This window comes from Pseudomonas sp. LBUM1653, assembly GCF_059716115.1.
This window is the reverse complement of sequence record NZ_CP166803.1, coordinates 5,293,065-5,312,360: the sequence shown is the minus strand read 5'-3', so window position 1 is coordinate 5,312,360 and position 19,296 is coordinate 5,293,065. Positions and strand designations below refer to the sequence as shown.

General features: G+C 61.8%; 14 protein-coding genes. 5 read left to right on the top strand and 9 right to left on the bottom strand.

The genetic code is table 11. The annotated features are described in order from the left end of the window. Positions 1-28 precede the first annotated feature (28 nt). The 4 genes from ACA054_RS23810 to ACA054_RS23795 all read right to left on the bottom strand — a co-directional run bounded on the left by ACA054_RS23810 (position 29) and on the right by ACA054_RS23795 (position 5,010). Entirely contained in the window at positions 29-1,699 is a 1,671-nt protein-coding gene (locus ACA054_RS23810) for a bifunctional protein-serine/threonine kinase/phosphatase (protein ID WP_497686445.1), read from the bottom strand. A gap of 7 nt (positions 1,700-1,706) precedes the next feature. Further along, positions 1,707-2,918: a nitrate/nitrite transporter gene (locus ACA054_RS23805; protein WP_497686444.1), complete on the bottom strand. Its 1,212-nt coding sequence runs from the start codon at positions 2,916-2,918 to the stop codon at positions 1,707-1,709. 289 nt (positions 2,919-3,207) lie between these two features. Beyond that, a complete protein-coding gene (locus ACA054_RS23800; protein ID WP_008056396.1) occupies positions 3,208-3,783 on the bottom strand; it encodes an ANTAR domain-containing response regulator in 576 nt (191 codons plus the stop codon). 15 nt (positions 3,784-3,798) lie between these two features. Further along, positions 3,799-5,010 carry a CmpA/NrtA family ABC transporter substrate-binding protein gene (locus ACA054_RS23795; RefSeq protein ID WP_497686443.1) on the bottom strand — a complete coding sequence of 404 codons (1,212 nt, stop codon included), beginning with the start codon at positions 5,008-5,010 and terminating at the stop codon, positions 3,799-3,801. 229 nt (positions 5,011-5,239) lie between these two features. Here ACA054_RS23795 and ACA054_RS23790 point away from each other — a divergent pair, with 229 nt between their 5' ends. Further along, positions 5,240-6,259 (top strand): quinone-dependent dihydroorotate dehydrogenase, encoded by a 1,020-nt coding sequence (locus tag ACA054_RS23790; RefSeq protein ID WP_497686442.1) that lies wholly within the window; start codon positions 5,240-5,242, stop codon positions 6,257-6,259. Positions 6,260-6,472: 213 nt separating this feature from the next. On the opposite strand, the gene rmf is transcribed toward ACA054_RS23790, so the two are convergent. Next, positions 6,473-6,688 (bottom strand): ribosome modulation factor, encoded by a 216-nt coding sequence (gene rmf, locus ACA054_RS23785; protein ID WP_003223300.1) that lies wholly within the window; start codon positions 6,686-6,688, stop codon positions 6,473-6,475. Positions 6,689-7,216: 528 nt separating this feature from the next. Between rmf and rlmKL the strand changes: the two genes are divergently transcribed. Together rlmKL and ACA054_RS23775 are read left to right on the top strand one after the other, a co-directional pair. Then, positions 7,217-9,487, top strand: coding sequence for a bifunctional 23S rRNA (guanine(2069)-N(7))-methyltransferase RlmK/23S rRNA (guanine(2445)-N(2))-methyltransferase RlmL (rlmKL, locus tag ACA054_RS23780; RefSeq protein ID WP_497686441.1), 2,271 nt, complete (start codon positions 7,217-7,219; stop codon positions 9,485-9,487). Between the two features lie 461 nt (positions 9,488-9,948). Further along, positions 9,949-12,348, top strand: coding sequence for a sensor domain-containing diguanylate cyclase (locus ACA054_RS23775; protein ID WP_497686440.1), 2,400 nt, complete (start codon positions 9,949-9,951; stop codon positions 12,346-12,348). Between the two features lie 126 nt (positions 12,349-12,474). Here ACA054_RS23775 and dacB read toward each other — a convergent pair whose 3' ends face one another. Next, on the bottom strand, positions 12,475-13,935 hold the full coding sequence (gene dacB / locus ACA054_RS23770) for a D-alanyl-D-alanine carboxypeptidase/D-alanyl-D-alanine endopeptidase (RefSeq protein WP_497686439.1): 1,461 nt from the start codon (positions 13,933-13,935) through the stop codon (positions 12,475-12,477). A 231-nt stretch (positions 13,936-14,166) separates the two neighbouring features. On the opposite strand from dacB, the gene ACA054_RS23765 reads away from it, so the two are divergent. Continuing rightward, a complete protein-coding gene (locus tag ACA054_RS23765; protein ID WP_274073188.1) occupies positions 14,167-14,511 on the top strand; it encodes a YggL family protein in 345 nt (114 codons plus the stop codon). 115 nt (positions 14,512-14,626) lie between these two features. Here the strand turns inward: ACA054_RS23765 and ACA054_RS23760 are convergent, their stop codons facing one another. After that, positions 14,627-15,841: a benzoate/H(+) symporter BenE family transporter gene (locus tag ACA054_RS23760; protein ID WP_497686438.1), complete on the bottom strand. Its 1,215-nt coding sequence runs from the start codon at positions 15,839-15,841 to the stop codon at positions 14,627-14,629. Positions 15,842-16,064: 223 nt separating this feature from the next. Between ACA054_RS23760 and ACA054_RS23755 the strand changes: the two genes are divergently transcribed. Continuing rightward, complete coding sequence (locus ACA054_RS23755; RefSeq protein ID WP_497686437.1) at positions 16,065-16,829, top strand: GntR family transcriptional regulator; 765 nt, start codon at positions 16,065-16,067, stop codon at positions 16,827-16,829. A gap of 179 nt (positions 16,830-17,008) precedes the next feature. On the opposite strand, the gene guaD is transcribed toward ACA054_RS23755, so the two are convergent. Together guaD and xdhC are read right to left on the bottom strand one after the other, a co-directional pair. Further along, the gene (gene guaD / locus ACA054_RS23750; RefSeq protein WP_497686436.1) at positions 17,009-18,313 is read right to left on the bottom strand and encodes a guanine deaminase; all 1,305 of its coding nucleotides are present in this window, start codon (positions 18,311-18,313) and stop codon (positions 17,009-17,011) included. A gap of 8 nt (positions 18,314-18,321) precedes the next feature. After that, positions 18,322-19,179 carry a xanthine dehydrogenase accessory protein XdhC gene (gene xdhC / locus ACA054_RS23745; protein WP_497686435.1) on the bottom strand — a complete coding sequence of 286 codons (858 nt, stop codon included), beginning with the start codon at positions 19,177-19,179 and terminating at the stop codon, positions 18,322-18,324. Between the last annotated feature and the right edge of the window lie 117 nt (positions 19,180-19,296).

Below are 19,296 nucleotides of genomic sequence, written 5' to 3'. Positions count from 1 at the left end.
GATGATCGGTTTTAAAGGCAATGCCAGCTCAGCCATGGAACACCAGGAACAGCAACGCCAGGTTCGCCACCAGTGACAGCAGGGCCAATGTCCGCCAAACCTTCAGTGGTTCGCGCTCCAGCAAAGGCCTGGGGCGTACGCTTAAGCTGCGTCGCTCACCCTGTTCCAGCAGCCGCAACCATTCCTCTGCAGTTTCAAAGCGCTGAGTAGGGTCTGCGGCAACCGCGCGTTCCAGGCTTTGCGCCAGCCATTCCGGCAGGTCGGGGCGGTAGCGACTGGCACTGACCGGAACGCCGAACCGGGGGCGCTGAAAGGCTTCGATTTCCCCGTAGGGAAAATGCCCGGTGAGCAGAAAATACAAAGTCACCCCCACCGCATACAGGTCTTGTTGCGGCGTCGGTGCATCGCCGCGGAAGGCTTCCGGGGCGATATAGCTGGGGGTTCCAGGCAGGGTACTGGGTTGATCTTCAGACAGGCCGGGGCAGTAGGCGAGGCCGAAATCCAGCAGGCGCAGCTCGCCGTCGTCCCCTGACAGCAGGTTCTGCGGCTTGATATCGCGATGGAGGATCTGCCGTCGATGCAGCATGCCGACCGCTCGTAGCAGGCGTTCAGCCACGTCCTGCCATTGAGCCAGGGGCATGGGCCCGATCTGTTCCTGCAGTTGCGCCAATGTCGAGCCCGAATACTCACGCATCACGTAGTACAAATGTTGACGCTGGCTGGCCGCATGCACTTCAGGAAAATGCCGACCGGCCACGCGCTTGAGGAACCATTCTTCGGACAGCAACGCTTGCCCGGCCTGATGATCGTCATGCAAGTGCGCGGGCAGGGTTTTCAGTAGCCAGGGTTGCTGCTGGCTGTCGCGCACCCGATAGAGCAACGATTGCTGGCTCTGGCCGAGAATCCCTTCAATCTGCCAGCCCTCGAAAACCTGGCCCGGTTTCAGGGCCGGGGGCAGCGGCCATTGCTGCAGATGGATCAATGCATCGCCGATATTCGCTTCACCCAAGGCATCGACCCGCACCAGCAGTGCGCTGGCGTTATCCTGGCTGCCGGCCAGGTGTGCGGCATTGACCAGGGTTTGCGCGGCGCTTTCCAGGTCCGGTTGATCACGCAGGATCGCCGCGATGGCGGTGTCGCCCAGGACCGCCCAGACACCGTCGCTGAGCAAAACAAAGCTTTCATCGATGCGCAATTCGCCGTCGAGAAAATCCAGCACCAGGTGCTGATCCAGACCCAGTGCGCGCTTGAGCACATGCTGCATGCCCGGTTGGTCCCAGACGTGATCTTCGCTGACCCGCTGCAACTGCTCGGCGTGCCAGCGATACACCCGGCAATCGCCGACATGGGCCAAGGTAAAGCGCCGGCCACGCAAGACCAGGGCGCTGACGGTGGTCAGCAGCGGTTGGCCTGCGCCGTTGGCCTGCAGCCAGCGGTTTTGCGCCAGCAGCAAGCGATCCAGCGCTTGGGCAACCCCCCAGGTTTCCGGAGTGGCGTAGTAATCCAGCGCCAGGGCCTGCAAGGTCGAGCGTGCCGCCAGGCCACCGTCGGCGCACTGGCTGACGCCATCGGCGATGGCGAACAGGTAGCCCTTGCTGGCTGCCAGCGCCGGGGCCGGCGTGACGAGGCGCAAGGCATCCTGGTTCTCATCGCGCGGGCCGATGGCGCTGGCTTGCGCGAAACTCAGTTGCAGGCTCATGGCGGCGTTAGACCCGTGCAGCCGTCACGGCGGCCGAACCCCAGGTGGTCCTCCAGCGGCGTTTTACGCCGTGCAGGCCGAACCAGGCGAGAACCCCCAGGCTGGCGAACAACCACAATGCCATCTGGTAGCTGCCGGTGCTCTGCTTGATCGCACCCATACCTGCCGCCAGGGCAAATCCACCGATACCGCCGGCCATGCCGATCAGGCCGGTCATAACGCCGATCTCGCGACGGAAACGCTGTGGCACCAACTGGAACACCGCACCGTTGCCTGCACCCAAACCGAGCATGGTGCACACGAACAGGGCCAGCGCGGCATAGGAGCTAGGCAAGTTGAAACCGACGGCAGCGATGCAGATGGCCGCCACGGTGTACATACCGAGCAGGGTGCGAATGCCACCGAAACGATCGGCCAGGGCGCCGCCCAGCGGACGCATCAGGCTGCCACCGAACACACAGGCCGCCGTGTAGTAACCGGCGGTGACCGGGCTCAGGCCGTACTGGTCGTTGAAGTAACCGGGCAGGGCGCTGGCCAGGCCGATGAACCCACCGAAGGTCACGCTGTAGAAAAACATGAACCACCAGCTGTCGCGGTCGCCCAAGGCCTTGAAGTAGTCGGCCATCGACTTGGCTTTCGGCCGCTCAGGCGCGTTTTTTGCCAGCCAGGCGAAGACGATCAGGGTCAGGATCAACGGGATCAGCGCGAAGCCGAACACGTTGCTCCAACCAAAGGCGCCGGCCAGGACCGGTGCAATCAGCGCCGCGAGCACGGTGCCGGAGTTGCCGGCCCCGGCGATGCCCATGGCTTTGCCCTGGTGCTGAGGTGGATACCACTGCGATGCCAGGGGCAGGGCGACGGCGAAGGAGGCGCCGGCCATGCCGAGGAACAGTCCCAGCAGCAAGGCTTGCTCGTAGCTGTGGATACCGAGTTTCCAGGCACCGAACAACGCACAGATGACGATCACTTGGCCGATCAGGCCGGCGGTCTTGGGTGACAGGCGATCAGCCAGCATCCCCATCGCAAAGCGCAGTACCGCCCCGGCCAGAATCGGCGTGGCCACCACCAGGCCGCGTTGTTGGGTGGTCAGGTGCAGGTCGCCGGCGATCTGTACGGCCAGCGGGCCGAGCAGGTACCACACCATGAAACTCAGGTCGAAATAGAGGAAGGCCGCGAACAGTGTCGGGGTATGGCCGGATTTCCAGAAGCTTGAATTCATCGCGCACCTCAGCTGATAGGAGTCTCGAACGGGAGCCAAAACAAAAAAAACGCCGCCACCTGATTCGCCATGGGGCAAACGAGGTGAGCGACGTCTTTGTCGTAGGTGGGGCAACCGCCGTTGGTTACCTGTAGGGATTACCTAGCCAGATTTGTGCCAACAGTCGGGACCGAGTCGCGGCCATTCGCGAGCAGGCTCGCTCCCACAGGGGGAATGCATTTCAATTGTGGGAGCGACGGTGCGACGATTCGACCTGCTCGCGAAGAGGCCTGCAAAGGCACCAAAAACCTCAGCCCAACAATTCACTCATGGCAATAATCTGCTCCGCCACCTGGATCAGCTTCTGCTGGCGGCTCATCGCCTGGCGACGCATCAGGGTGTAGGCCTCTTCTTCGTTGCAGTCCTTCATCTTCATCAGCAGCCCCTTGGCCAGCTCGATGCGCTTGCGCTCGGCCAATTGCTGGTCACGGGCGTGCAGTTGGGCGCGCAGGGCCTGGTCGCTCTCGAAGCGCGCCATGGCCACGTCGAGAATCGGTTGCAGGCGCTGTGCGTGAATGCCCTCAACGATGTAGGCACTCACCCCGGACTTGATCGCCTGACGCATCACATCGGGGTCGTGTTCGTCGGTAAACATCACGATCGGCCGTGGCTGGTCGCGGCTGACCAGTACCACTTGCTCCATGACATCGCGGCTTGGTGACTCGGTATCGATCAGGATTACGTCCGGGCGCACCGTTTCGACGCGTTCGGGCAGGTCGATGGTCAGCCCGGATTCGTCGATGACCTCGAAACCGGCCTCGGTCAGGGCTGCCTTCAAGCGGCCGACTTTTTTCGCGGTGTCGTTGATCAGCAGGATACGCAACATGTCTGCAGTCTCCTGTCAGCGGCTGGCGAGAAGTGGCGAGCTGTCGCTCATGGCGTGCAGCTTGAAGCTGCGGGCATAACCGGCCGGGTCCGAACCATCCCAGACCATGCCGTCGATCAACTGGCTGCTGCGCATCTCATTGCCGGGGGCGGCGACACCGACGGCGCAGGCGGCCTCACGGTATAAGTCTAGTTGTTGCACCTGACGGGCTACGGCGAGGTAATCGGGGTCGTCGCGCAACAGGCCCCAGCGACGAAACTGGGTCATGAACCACATGCCATCGGACAGGTAGGGCAGGTTGACCGCCCCTTGCCCATGGAAGCGCAGCGGGTGCGGGTCTTGCCATTCGTTACCAAGGCCGTCGGCGTATTCACCCAGCAGCCGCGGTTCGATGCACGACAGCGGCGCATCGAGGTACTGCGGTGCGCTGAGCAATTGCGCGGTACTGCGGCGATTCTCGCTGCTGTCGTCGATGAAGCGGCTGGCTTCGAGGATCGCCATCACCAGCGCACGGGCGGTGTTGGGGTATTGCTCGACGAAGGCGCGCGTACAGCCGAGGACTTTTTCCGGGTGATCGGGCCAGATGGCCTGGGACGTGGCCAGGGTAAAACCGAGGTCTTGCTTCACCGCGCTGTCGGCCCAGGGCTCGCCGACGCAAAAGCCGTCGATACGCCCGGCTTGCAGGTGCGCCACCATTTGCGGTGGCGGCACCACAACGCTGTCGACGTCGTGCAGCGGATGAATGCCCTGGCTCGCCAGCCAGTAGTACAACCACATGGCATGGGTGCCGGTGGGAAAGGTCTGGGCGAAGGTCAGTTTTGGGCGAGTTTGGTGCACGTGACGGTCCAGTGCTTCAGGACTGGTCACGCCGACGGCCTGCAAGCCGTGGGAGAGATTGATGCTCTGGCCGTTCTGGTTCAGGCCCATGAGCACCGCCATGTCGGTGGGAGCCACACCGCCGATGCCCAGGTGCACGGCGTAGATCAAGCCGTACAGGCTGTGGGCAGCGTCGAGTTCGCCGCTGACCAGTTTGTCCCGCAGGTTGGCCCAGGACGACTGGCGCTTTAGGTTCAAGGTCAGTCCGTAGGGCTGGGCGAAGCCCTGGGTGGCGGCGACCACCACCGAAGCGCAGTCGCTCAGTGCCATGAAGCCGAGGTTGATTTCGGTCTTTTCCGGGGCATCGCTGCCATTGACCCAGGCCAAGGGGCCGGTTGAGGGTTCGTTCATCGATTTCGCACCTTCCAAAAAAAACGTCGTCCCTGACCCCGTATAAGCAGGGCCGGCTGACGACGCCATTGTCCTGGCACGCATTCCGCCTTTGGCCTGCGTGCTGATGCCTATGCTGGTGCAAGGCATATGCCATCGCCCGCTGATTTTGCCGCGCGCCTCGCTTGCGACCCCGATGCGCGGGTATAATCGCCGCCTCATTTCGCCGCCAATCGAGTCAAACCCGCCCATGTACACCCTGGCCCGTCAGCTGTTGTTCAAACTTTCCCCGGAAACCTCCCACGATCTGTCCTTGGACCTGATCGGCGCGGGCGGACGTCTGGGGCTCAACGGTTTGCTGTGCAAGGCCCCGGCAAAACTGCCGGTGAATGTCATGGGCCTGGACTTCCCGAACCCGGTGGGCCTGGCCGCCGGCCTGGACAAGAACGGCGCCGCCATCGACGGCTTTGCGCAACTGGGTTTTGGTTTTGTCGAAATCGGCACCATTACCCCGCGTGCGCAACCGGGCAATCCGAAACCCCGGTTGTTCCGTCTGCCGGAGGCCGAGGCGATCATCAACCGCATGGGGTTCAACAACCTTGGCGTCGATCACCTGCTGGCCCGCGTGGCGGCCGCCAAGTACAAGGGCGTGCTGGGCATCAATATCGGCAAGAACTTCGACACCCCGGTCGAACGCGCGGTGGACGACTACCTGATCTGCCTGGACAAGGTCTACGCCCACGCCAGCTATGTGACGGTCAACGTCAGCTCGCCCAATACCCCGGGCCTGCGCAGCCTGCAATTCGGTGACTCGCTCAAGCAGCTGCTGGCCGACCTCGCCACGCGTCGAGCAGAACTGGCGCTGCGTCACGGCAGACACGTGCCGCTGGCGATCAAGATCGCGCCGGACATGACCGACGAAGAAACCGCGCAGGTCGCGCAGGCGTTGATCGAAACCGGAATGGACGCTGTCATCGCCACCAACACCACCTTGAGCCGCGTGGGTGTCGAAGGCATGGAGCATGGTGACGAGGCAGGCGGTCTGTCCGGCGCGCCGGTGCGTGACAAGAGCACGAACACCGTGAAGGTGCTGGCCTCGGAACTGGGCGGTCGCTTGCCGATCATCGCGGCGGGCGGCATCACCGAAGGCCGGCACGCGGCGGAGAAAATCAGCGCGGGCGCGAGCCTGGTGCAGATCTACTCGGGCTTCATCTACAAGGGCCCGGCGCTCATCCGTGAGTCCGTAGACGCCATAGCAGCCTTGCGCTGATCCCTTGTAGGAGCACGGCTTGCCGGCGATAGCGGTCTCAAGGACGCCATCGCCGGCAAGCCGTGCTCCTACAGGGATCGTGTCTGGCCATACAGTAGGCATAAAAAAGGGCCCCTTCAAAGGAGCCCTTGGGCCGTAGCCCGCCGTCCGGATGGGACGTGCGTGGTTAATTCGCTACATAATCAGATTGTGTGTCGGAGTGTGTGCCCTGTGTTAGCCGACGGCGTGAAGTTCGTTGAGTCTGTGGATTCCCGCAGTGCCGGTCATACCGTCCCAATTGTCGCCGCGTCCTTCGCGCCAGCCGTTAATCCAGGCTTGGCGTACCGACGGTAGAGTAAATGGGCAAAGCTCACGGGATTTGCCACCAACGCCATATTGATATCCGCGCAAAAATGCTCTTTCCAACGGATCACGCTTAAGTCTTCTCATAGGGTGTTGCCCTCACTTGTTGACTGTATGTATCGCGTCGACCTCAATCGAGGTCTGGCAGAAAAACTCTGCCGTTGGGGGCTCGTTGCCGGCGTGACGAGCCAAGGTGTTGGCGTCATTGCGCCGCCAACCTGTATTGAGTTCTAACCAATGCGTCACATCGAGGGAATGATCGTTTTGTCATAAGGACGTAACCGTTAATGTGCTATGGCACTAAGTAACATGATGTTTGTGGCGAATTTATTGATCAAACCCCGGTATGATCGGCCCTGCGTTAGATGATCAGGTTCATCCCTTGCTGAGAATGCCTCCCGTTGCCAGGACGGACTATTCGACGAAGGGTCGACTTATGTCATTTTGTTGCATCAACTTTTTTATCTGTCCTTGCATCTAAGCTCATTTAACCCGGGCAGCAAGGGTGGAACGGCACACCTTCGTGCCACGCGGGCGCTCTTCGAGAAAAGCGCCTGATTGAAAACCGGGCCGGCAATGCGTTGCCGGTCCACTCAGCAAAGGCTCCGAATCCTCATGTCCGATCGTTTCGAACTCTTCCTCACTTGCCCTAAAGGCCTTGAAGGCCTGCTCATCGAGGAAGCCGTCGGGCTTGGCCTTGAGGAAGCACGTGAGCACACTTCTGCCGTGCGTGGCATGGCTACCATGGAAACCGCTTATCGCCTGTGCCTGTGGTCGCGCCTGGCCAACCGGGTGCTGCTGGTGCTCAAGCGTTTCCCGATGAAAGACGCCGAAGACCTCTACCACGGTGTGCTGGACATCGAGTGGCAAGACCACATGCTCAATGACGGCACCCTGGCCGTCGAATTCAGCGGTCACGGCTCGGGCATCGACAACACCCACTTCGGCGCCTTGAAGGTCAAGGACGCCATCGTCGACAAACTGCGCACCCCGCAGGGTGACCGTCCGTCCATCGACAAGCTCAACCCGGACCTGCGCATCCATCTGCGCCTGGATCGCGGTGAAGCGATCCTCTCGCTCGATCTGTCCGGCCATAGCCTGCACCAGCGCGGCTATCGCCTGCAGCAAGGCGCGGCGCCGCTGAAGGAAAACCTCGCGGCGGCGATCCTGATCCGCTCCGGCTGGCCACGCATTGCGGCTGAAGGCGGAGCTCTGGCTGACCCAATGTGCGGTGTCGGCACCTTCCTGGTCGAAGCGGCGATGATCGCTGCCGACATCGCGCCGAACCTGCGCCGCGAGCAATGGGGTTTCACCGCCTGGCTCGGTCACGTACCGGCGCTGTGGAAAAAACTCCATGAAGAAGCCAGCGAGCGCGCCGCAGCCGGTATGGCCAAGCCACCGTTGTGGATTCGCGGTTACGAAGCTGATCCGCGCCTGATTCAACCAGGGCGCAACAACGTCGAACGTGCCGGCCTGAGCGAGTGGATCAAGATCTACCAGGGCGAAGTCGCGACCTTCGAGCCGCGTCCGGACCAGAACCAGAAAGGCCTGGTGATCTGCAACCCACCGTACGGCGAGCGTCTGGGCGACGAGGCGAGCCTGCTCTACCTCTATCAGAACCTTGGCGAACGCCTGCGTCAGGCTTGCCTCAACTGGGAAGCCGCGGTGTTTACCGGCGCCCCGGACCTGGGCAAGCGCATGGGTATCCGCAGCCACAAGCAGTATTCGTTCTGGAACGGCGCCTTGCCGTGCAAGCTGTTGCTGATCAAGGTGTTGCCAGATCAGTTCGTCACCGGCGAGCGTCGTACCCCAGAGCAGCGTCAGGCCGAGCGTGAACAGGCGGTCTACGATCAGGCGCCGAGCGAGCCGCAAGAGCGCCAGTACAACAAGAACGGCAACCCGATCAAACCGACGCCAGCACCGGCACCGGTGATCGAGCAGCCGCGCCTGAGCGAAGGCGGGCAGATGTTTGCCAACCGCCTGCAGAAAAACCTCAAGGCGCTGGGCAAGTGGGTCAAGCGTGAAGGCATCGACTGCTATCGCGTCTACGATGCCGACATGCCGGAATACTCCATGGCTATCGACCTGTACCACGATTGGGTCCACGTCCAGGAATACGCCGCACCGAAATCCATTGATCCGCAGAAGGCTTCGGAGCGCATGTTCGACGCTTTGGCGGCGATCCCGCAGGCCCTGAACATCGACAAGAACCGCGTGGTGGTCAAGCGCCGTGAGCGTCAGAGCGGAACCAAGCAGTACGAGCGCCAGGCAGCCCAGGGTAAGTTCGTCGAGGTCAACGAAGGCGGGGTGAAGCTGCTGGTCAACCTCACCGATTACCTCGACACCGGGTTGTTCCTCGACCACCGGCCGATGCGCATGCGCATCCAGAAAGAGGCCGCCGGCAAGCGCTTCCTCAATCTGTATTGCTACACCGCCACCGCCAGTGTCCACGCGGCCAAGGGCGGCGCGCGCAGTACCACCAGCGTCGACCTGTCGAAAACCTACCTGGACTGGGCGCGTCGCAACCTGTCGCTGAACGGTTTCTCCGACAAGAACCGCCTGGAGCAGAGTGATGTGATGGTCTGGCTGGAAGCCTGCCGTGAAGAGTACGACCTGATCTTCATCGACCCGCCGACTTTCTCCAACTCCAAGCGCATGGAAGGGATCTTCGACGTGCAACGTGACCAGGTGCAACTGATCGACCTGGCCATGGCGCGGCTGGCACCGGGTGGGGTGTTGTACTTCTCCAACAACTTCCGCAAGTTCGAGCTCGAGCCCAACCTCAGCGAGCGCTACGCGATCGAAGAGATCACCGCCCAGACCATCGATGCGGATTTTTCCCGTAACGCCAAGATCCATCGCGCGTGGAAAATCACCGCTCGCTGATAGGCGAACCGGACGCTGCGGGGCATCTGTTGCACTGCGTCATCGTTCTTCGCTTTGTAGGAGCCAGGCTTGCCGGCGAACCAGACGCCGCGGTGTACCTGCCGCACCGCGTCACCGTTCTTCGCGGGCAAGCCTCGCTCCTACAGGCGAAGCGGACGCTGCGGGGCATCTGTTGCACCGCCTCATCGTTCTTCGCTTTGTAGGAGCCAGGCTGCCGGCGAACCAGACGCCGCGGTGTACCTGCCGCACCGCGTCACCGTTCTTCGTGGGCAAGCCTCGCTCCTACAGGCGAACCAGACGCTGCGGTGTACCTGCCGCACCGCGTCATCGTTCTTCGCGGGCAAGTCGGATCGCCGCACCGCTCGCTCCAACAGGCAGTACTGGTCAAATTAGTGGCTAATAGCTATAACTCAACTCATGGCCAATGGGCTTTCCCGCACATGGCGTTTTGAGTTGCGTCTATGTCGTTGTACGCCGTGCGCCCCAAGATCCTGGGTTTTATCAGCGAAGATGTCTCGGCCGGGCTGGTCGCGCTCATGGTCTTGCTCGTCGGCGGGATTCTCACGGCATTGCTCGCCTGGTCGACGCTGAACCTGTTTCAACATCAATTGCGCCAGCGCTTCCAGTTGCTGGCCAGCGAACGCTACAGCCGTATCGAAGAACGTTTCCAGGATCAGGAGCAGCGCCTCGATGGCTTGCGCCGGTTCTTTGCCAACTCCGATACGGTCTCCCGCGCGGAATTCAACGGCTACACCCAACCCCTGTTGCACCGGACCCAGGCCTATTCGTTCGCCGAACGGGTCACACGGGAGCAGCGGCCAGCCTTCGAGCGCCGGGCGCGCGAGGAGGGCCTGAGCGAGTTCACCCTGCGCGAGCTGAATGCCGACGGCCAACTGCAATTGGCCGGCGAGCGGGATGAGTACGTGGCGGTGCTGTATAGCCAGACGCAAAGCAAGCTCGGTGCGCCACTGGGCTATGACTTGCTGGCTCAGCCCTTGCGTCGCGCGACGCTGGAACGGGCCGACCAGCACCAGGGCATGGCCGTGTCGCAACCGATGCACCTGGTCAATATCGAGCCGGCTTATGCGCGAGGCGTACTGTTGGTCGCGCCGGTCATGCTGCGCAGCAACGTCGGTGGTGCAACCAGCAAACCGTTCGGTTATGTCATGGCGGTGATCAGCATGCGCCAGTTGCTGGCGGACGGGTTGCCGGAGGCGGGTCGTGATTATCTCTCGGTACGCATCCTCGACCTGTCCACCGATGAGCAGCATGAAGTGCTGTTTCAATCGCCCAACGCGGCGGCGCTCAGTGACTTGTCGGCGACGCGGTTGTTACGTCTTGCCGACCACGAATATCAGGTCGACATCCAGCCCAGCGAGGCTTTCCTCAAGGCCAACCACTCTTCAGTGACCACGCTGGTCGTGCTCGGCGGCTTGCTCAGTGTGTTGCTCAGCGCTTTGCTCTATGTACTGGTCAGTCAGCGGCAACGGGCGCTGAAAATGGTCGAGCAAAGGACCGAGGAACTACGCGCCCGCGAACAGGAATTGCGCGGCACCCATGGCCAGTTGCGCGGGGTGCTGAATGCCGCGACCCAGGTTGCGATCATTGCCACGGACCTGCGCGGGGTGATCAGTACCTTCAATGCCGGTGCCGAGCAGATGCTCGGTTATACCGTCGCCGAAGTGGTCGGGCGCATGACCCTGGAAAACCTGCACTTGCCCCGCGAGCTCGCGGCACGCTCGGCAGAGTTGAGTGCGCGTTACGGCAAGCCGGTACCGGCCTGTCATGCGATGCTGGTCGAGGGCGGCGTGGAGGGCGGCCATGAGGCGCGCGAATGGACGCTGGTGCGTGGCGATGGCAGTCACCTGATCGTCAACATGCTGGCGACCCCGGTCCTCGACGAGCAGGGCCTGTGGGTCGGGCACCTGGCGATCTGCATCGACATCACCGAACGCAAGCGCGTGCATGAGGCCCTGGCCGCACGGGACCTGCTGTTGAAGAAACTCAGTGCCCATGTGCCCGGCGGGATCTACCAATTCAAGATGGAGTTCGACGGGCGCTTCAGCGTGATCTACGCCAGCGACGGCATTCGCGAAATCTATGAGCTGGAGCCGGACGTGCTGCTGCTCAACGCCGAAGCGATTTTCACCCGGATTCATCCTCAGGACACCACCCGGGTGCGCGCCTCGATCCGTGCCTCGGCCGACACGCTCTGCCACTGGCGCGAGGAATACCGCGTGCAATTGCCCCAGCGCGGCCTGCGCTGGGTCCGCGGCGAGGCGACCCCGGAAGAGCTGCCCGGTGGCGGCGTGCTCTGGCATGGCTACATCTCCGACATTACCGAAACCAAGCGGGTGGAAGAAGAACTGCGGGCGCAGTCGGTCACCGACTCCCTGACCGGCATCCACAACCGCCGCTATTTCCAGGAGCGCCTGACCACCGAAATGGCCCGAGTGGAGCGCGGTGGTGGCGAACTGTCGGTGATCATGCTCGACATCGACCACTTCAAACGCATCAATGACCAGTACGGTCATGCCGTGGGCGATCGGGTGTTGCAGGCAGTGTGCGAGCGCATCGGCCTTCGGCTGCGGCGCACGGATGTGTTCTGCCGCCTGGGTGGCGAGGAGTTCATGGTCCTCTGCCCGGACATCGGCGGCGAGCAGGCCCATCTGCTGGCGGTGGAGTTGTGGCAAAGCTTGCGCAGTGCACCGATCGACGAAGTAGGCGTCGTCACCGCCAGTTTTGGCATTGCCAGCTGGCGGCCCGACGAGGGCGCGGATGCGCTGTTGTTGCGGGCGGACTCGGGGGTTTATGTGGCGAAGCAGGAGGGCAGGGATCGGGTGCAGGGGGAGATGAATTGATCCAGGTCTGAACACGATCACTGTGGGAGCGAGCCTGCTCGCGAAAGCGGTCTACCAGTCACATCGATGTTGAATGTGCTGCCGTCTTCGCGAGCAGGCTCGCTCCCACAGTTGATTGAGGTGTGCTTAGAGGACCGAAGCCGTCTGCGCCAGTTTCGGCTGGCGATACAGGTCCAGCAGCACCTGGTCGAGCACCGACGACGCGCCAAACGGTGCCTTGTCGTTGAGGATCGCCACCACCGCCCAGGTGTTGCCGTTGACGTCGCGGCTGAAGCCGGCAATCGCTCGCACGGTGTTCAAGGTGCCGGTCTTGACGTGGGCTTCACCGCGCATTGCCGTAGTCTTCAGGCGTTTGCGCATGGTGCCGTCGGTGCCTGCAATCGGCATCGAGCTGATGTACTCGGCGGCGTAAGGGCTGCGCCAGGCGGCCTGCAGCATCGAGGCCATTTCCCGGGCGCTGACGCGTTCGGCACGGGACAGGCCGGAGCCGTTCTCCATCACCAGGTGCGGCGCGGTGATGCCTTTCTTCGCCAGCCACTGACGCACCACGCGCTGGGCGGCCTTGGCGTCGTCGGCGTCGGCATCGGTGCGGAATTTCTGGCCCAGGCTCAGGAACAGCTGTTGGGCCATGGTGTTGTTACTGTATTTGTTGATGTCGCGGATGATTTCCGCCAGATCCGGCGAGAACGCCCGCGCCAGTACCTTGGCGTCCTTGGGCGTTGGCGCCAGCACATCCTTGCCCTGGATGCTGCCGCCCAGTTCTTTCCAGATCGCGCGTACGGCGCCGGCGGTGTAGGTGGCGTGGTCCAGCAACGACAGGTAAGTCTGCGAGCTGCAGCCTTCACCCAACTGGCCGCCGACTGTAACGGTCACGCTACCATCGGCCTGGGGCACCGGGTTGTAGCGCACGCCACCGGTGCATTGCTTGGAATTGATGGCCTTGACCTGGTTTTCGATGCGGATGCTGGCGATCGGCGGTTCCACCGAGACCAGCACTCTGCCTGAGTCATTGCGCGCGACGAAACGCAGGGCCTTGAGGTTGACCAGCAACGCATCGGGCTTGACCAGGAAGGGCTTGTTGTCGTCGTTGCCGTCGTCGTTGAACACGGGCAGTTGCGGTTGCACGAAGAAGTTCTTGTCCAGGACCAGGTCGCCGGTCACCTGGGTCACGCCGTTGGCGCGCAGGTCGCGCATTAGCAGCCAGAGTTTTTCCATGTTCAGCTTCGGATCGCCGCCACCCTTGAGGTAGAGGTTACCGTTGAGGATGCCGCCGCTCAGGGTGCCATCGGTATAGAACTCGGTTTTCCACTGGTGATTGGGGCCGAGCATTTCCAGGGCCGCGTAAGTGGTGACCAGCTTCATGGTCGACGCCGGGTTGACCGAGACGTCGGCGTTGAAAATGGTCGGGGTGCCGGGGCCGTTCAGTGGAATCATCACCAGCGACAGGGCGTTGTCCTGCAACTTGCTGGCCTTGAGGGCTTTTTCGACATTGGGCGACAGGCTGGTATTGATCGGGTCAGCGGAAACGGGGAGGGCCAGCGGAAGGAGGAGGCCGGCCAGCAGCAATGGACGCAACGATTTGATCATGTAAATAAAACCCTACAGCCGAGGGGAAAAAGACGAGGGCATGAAGATAAATTCCCTCAGTGGTCATGAAAGTGTCGGCATTATGCCCCAAGGTGTAACGGCTTGTGCCGTGCCGGGGCCTACTAATGGGCTATTTTTTACCGACGGTAGGCGTCGCGGCCCAGAGAGTCGGGCAATTGGCGGCTTAAACTGCTAAAGTGCGGCCCGTTATTACTTAAGAGGATTGTTCCAATGGCGACTAACCGTTCCCAGCGTCTGCGCAAAAAACTGTGCGTCGATGAATTTCAAGAGCTGGGTTTCGAACTGAACCTGGATTTCAAGGAAGATCTGTCCGAAGAAGCCATTGATGCCTTCCTCGAGGCGTTCCTCAAAGATGCCATGGAAGCCAACGGTCTGGGCTATGTCGGCGGTGATGACTACGGTCTGGTGTGCCTGATCAAGCGTGGTTCGGTCAGCGCTGAACAACGCGCTGCCGTTGAAGCCTGGCTCAAAGGCCGCACCGAGCTGACCAGCGTTGAAGTCAGCCCGCTGCTGGACGTCTGGTACCCGGAAAAGCCGATCAATCCGGTAGCATGATGTTCTAAAAAACGGCGACCCGAGGGTCGCCGTTTTTTTTATAGGAGCGAGCCCGGCTCCGGGCGGCGTTCCGACGATGAACCTGAGGGCTCCGCGGGGTGTCAGGTTTCCAGCGTTATCGTTGACGACCATCGCGAGCAGGCTCGCTCCCACAGTTCAGAATCACCAGCGTCACCACCCCCGCCACAATCCCCCAGAACGCCGAACCGATGGAAAACAGCGTCAGCCCCGATGCCGTGACCATGAAGGTGATCAGCGCCGCTTCACGCTCCTTCGCTTCGCTCATGGCGATGCTCAAGCCGTTTATGATCGAGCCGAACAACGCCAGTGCGGCAATCGACAGCACCAGCTCCTTGGGCAGCGCGGCAAACAACGCTGCCAGCGTCGCGCCGAACACACCGGCGATGCCATAGAAAATCCCGCACCAGACCGCCGCCGTGTAGCGTTTGTTGCGATCCTCATGGGCATGCGGCCCGGTGCAGATCGCCGCGCTGATGGCTGCCAGGTTGATCCCGTGGGAACCGAATGGCGCCAGCAGCAACGAGGCGATGCCCGTGGTGGTGATCAGCGGCGAAGCCGGCACGTTGTAGCCGTCGGCTCGTAGCACGGCGATGCCCGGCATGTTTTGCGAGGTCATCGCGACCACGAACAACGGGATGCCGATACTGATGGTCGCGGCGAGGGAGAAATGCGGTGTTGTCCACACAGGCGTGGCCACTTCCAGGTGGAACGCGCTGAAGTCCAGCAGGCCCATCAGGCCGGACAAGGCCGTGCCGATCAGCAATGCGCCCAGCACGGCATAGCGCGGCGACAGGCGCTTGACCACCAGGTAGGTAAAGAACATACCCAGCACCAGCGCTGTGCGATGCTGGGCCGCGACGAAAATCTCGCTGCCGATCTTGAACAGAATCCCCGCCAGCAATGCCGCCGCCAGTGATGCTGGAATCTTTTTCACCAGGCGTTCGAAACTGCCGGTCAGCCCGCAGATCGTCACCAGCACCGCGCAGGTAATATAGGCACCGATGGCTTCGCCGTAGGTCACGCCACCAAGGCTTGTGATCAGCAAGGCCGCGCCCGGGGTGGACCAGGCAATGGTGATGGGCGTGCGATAGCGCAAGGACAGGCCGATCGAGCACACCGCCATGCCGATGGAGATCGCCCAGATCCACGACGAAATCTGCCCGCTGGTCAGCCCGGCCGCTTGCCCGGCCTGGAACATCAGCACCAGGGAACTGGTGTAGCCGGTCATCATGGCGATGAACCCGGCGACGATGGCCGAAGGCGACGTGTCGGCCAGAGGGCGGAGCTGCGTGTGCGTGGCGTCTGTCATGACAGTGGTGTTCCTTGTTCAGGCGGCGGATTCTGCTTTAAAGCCTAAACTCAAACGTAATGGATCGTTGCGATACAGCGGATGTGACAAACAGCCGTACAGTCGTGTTGCCACTGAGCATTGTGTACAATCGTCCTGTTTTTTAAGCGATACTTGCCAGCGACCCACTGTGCCGTATTACAGTCACCGTCAATTCGCCGCAGTTCTCCCGACTCGAGTGCCCATGAACGAACAGTTGCAACCCCTAAAGAAACAGCCGCGAGCAGGCAAAGCCGGCCGCAGCGGAACCCAGGACGATATTGTCTACGCGCATATCTTCGAGGCCATCCTCGAACAGCGCCTGGCGCCCGGCACCAAGTTGAGCGAAGAAGCGCTGGGGGAAATTTTCGGGGTCAGCCGCACCATCATTCGCCGCGCGCTGTCGCGCCTGGCCCATGAAGGCGTGGTATTGCTGCGTCCGAATCGCGGCGCCGTGGTTGCCAGCCCGAGTGTCGAAGAGGCGCGCCAGGTGTTCATGGCCCGGCGTCTGGTGGAACGTGCGATCACTGAGCTTGCGGTTCAGCACGCCACCGCCGAACAGATTGCCGAATTGCGGCAAATGGTCAACGACGAGCGCGACAGTTTCTCCCGTGGCGACCGCGGTGCCGGCATCCGCCTGTCGGGCGAGTTTCACCTGAAACTGGCCGAAGCGGCGAAAAACGCCCCGCTGATCAGCTTCCAGCGCAGCCTGGTGTCCCAGACTTCGCTGATCATCGCCCAGTACGAAAGCGGTAACCGTTCCCACTGCTCCTACGACGAGCACACCCAGTTGATCGACGCCATTGAAAAGCGCGACGCTGAACTGGCGGTGAACCTGATGATGCATCACATGGATCACATCGACAGCAAACTGAATCTCGATGAAGAAAGTGCGTCGGATGATTTGCATGCGGTGTTCTCGCATTTGCTGCAGACCAAGAAGCCAGGGCGGCCGACCGCCAAGCTCTAAATAAGACCGAGTCGCGCCCATCGCGAGCAAGCTCGCTCCCACAGTGATCTGTGGTGCTCGCAGGATCGGAACCCGACCCAAAACCTGTGGGAGCGAGCTTGCTCGCGATGACGGACGGACAGGCAATAAAAATCCCCCGGGCTGTACAGCGACGGGGGATTTTTTATGTCCGGAGAAGTTTACCGCTGATGCACCAGATTCCCCGCCGCATAGGTCTGCAACACAGTCCGGTCATCCCCCAGGGTCATCAATACAAACAACGTCTCGGCAATGTTATTGGCCTGCTGCAGGCGATAGCCCAGCAACGGCGTGGCGTTGTAGTCCAGCACCAGGAAGTCGGCATCGGTGCCCGGCTGCAGGTTGCCGATCTTGTCTTCCAGGCGCAGCGCACGGGCGCCACCGAGGGTTGCCAGGTACAGCGATTTGAACGGGCTCAGGCGCGCGCCTTGCAGTTGCATCACCTTGTACGCTTCGTTCAGCGTTTGCAGCAGCGAGAAACTGGTGCCGCCGCCCACATCGGTGCCGATGCCGACATTGAGTTTGTGCTTCTCGGCCATCGGCAGGTTGAACAGGCCGCTACCAAGGAAGAAGTTCGAAGTCGGGCAGAACGAGATGGCCGAACCGGTTTCTGCCAGTCGCGCGCACTCGTCATCGCACAGGTGCACACCGTGGGCGAAGACCGAGCGCTCGCCGAGCAACTGGTAGTGGTCGTAGACGTCCAGGTAGCCCTTGCGCTCCGGGAACAACTCCTTGACCCACTCGATTTCCTTGAGGTTTTCGCTGATGTGGGTCTGCATGTACAGATCCGGGTATTCGGTCAGCAATTGGCCGGCCAGGGTCAGCTGTTCCGGCGTGCTGGTCGGTGCAAAGCGCGGGGTGACGGCATAGTGCAGGCGACCCTTGCCGTGCCATCGCTCGATCAGCGCCTTGCTTTCCACGTAGCTGGATTCGGCGGTGTCGGTCAGGTAGTCCGGGGCGTTGCGGTCCATCATCACCTTGCCGGCGATCATGCGCAGATCCAGCTGCTCGGCGGCTTCGAAGAACGAGTTCACCGATTGCGGATGCACGCTGCCGAACACCAGCGCGGTGGTGGTGCCGTTGCGCAGCAGTTCCTTGATGAAAATGTCCGCCACCTGGTCAGCGTGGGCCTTGTCGGCGAACTGGCTTTCACAGGGGAAGGTGTAGGTGTTGAGCCAGTCCAGCAGTTGCTCGCCGTAGGCGCCGACCATGCCGGTTTGCGGCAGGTGGATGTGGGTGTCGATGAAGCCGGGGGTGATCAGCGCATCCTGGTAATGGGTGATCTCGATATCGGCCGGCAGGGTTGGCAGCAGTTCGCTGGCATGACCCAAGGCGCTGATCTGGCCGTTGTCGACCACCAGCAAGCCGTCTTCAAAGTATTCGTAGGAGGCTTCGATGCCGACTTCGGCAGGGTCGGCGATGCTGTGCAGGATGGCGGCACGGTAGGCTTTGCGAGTCAGAGGCATGGTCGTTCTCAGTTCGAGGCTTTCAGGTTTGCGGCCTGGCTGCGGCGTGAAACGGGCAGCAGTTTGGCAATCGGTTCGGCGCTGGACGTTTGCTGGCCGAAATTGGCGTTATAGGTGGCGATGATCTCACCGGCGATGGAGATGGCGATTTCCACAGGTAGCTTGCCTTTGACTTCGCCGATGCCCATCGGGCAGCGCATGCGTTGCACGACGCTGCTGTCGAAGCCGCGGTCGCGCAGGCGGTGTTCGAACTTCACCCGTTTGGTCTTCGAACCGATCAGGCCGAAGTAGGCGAAGTCGTTGCGCTTGAGAATCGCGGCGGTAAGTTCGAGATCGAGCTGATGATTGTGAGTCATGACGATGCAGTAGCTGCCGGCGGGCAGGTCGTCGATTTCGTCCACCGGTTCTTCGCTGACGATCTTGCGCACGCCATGGGGAATCTGCTCCGGGAATTCGTCTTCCCGCGAATCGATCCAGCGTACCCGGCAGGGCAGGCTGGCCAGCAGCGGCACCAGCGCACGGCCGACGTGGCCGGCGCCAAATACGGCGATCTGCGCCTGGACTTGACCCATCGGTTCGAACAGCAGCACGGTCGCGCCGCCGCAGCACTGGCCCAGACTGGCGCCGAGGCTGAAGCGCTCAAGATGGGTATCCTGCTTGCCGCTGGCGAGCATCTCGCGGGCGATCTGCATGGCTTTGTATTCCAGGTGTCCGCCACCGATGGTGTCGAAGGTCTGGTGGGCACTGATAACCATCTTCGAGCCGGCATTGCGCGGCGTCGAGCCGAGCTCTTCGATGATGGTCACCAACACGCAGGGTTCACCCTGGTTTTGCAGGTCGGCGAGGGCGTCGATCCAGTTGTACATGTCTCACCTCAACATCTCTGTTGTCTGTTCGGGCCTCTTCGCGAGCAGGCTCGCTCCCACATTTGGAATGCATTCCCCTGTGGGAGCGAGCCTGCTCGCGAAGGCAGCGCCTCGGTC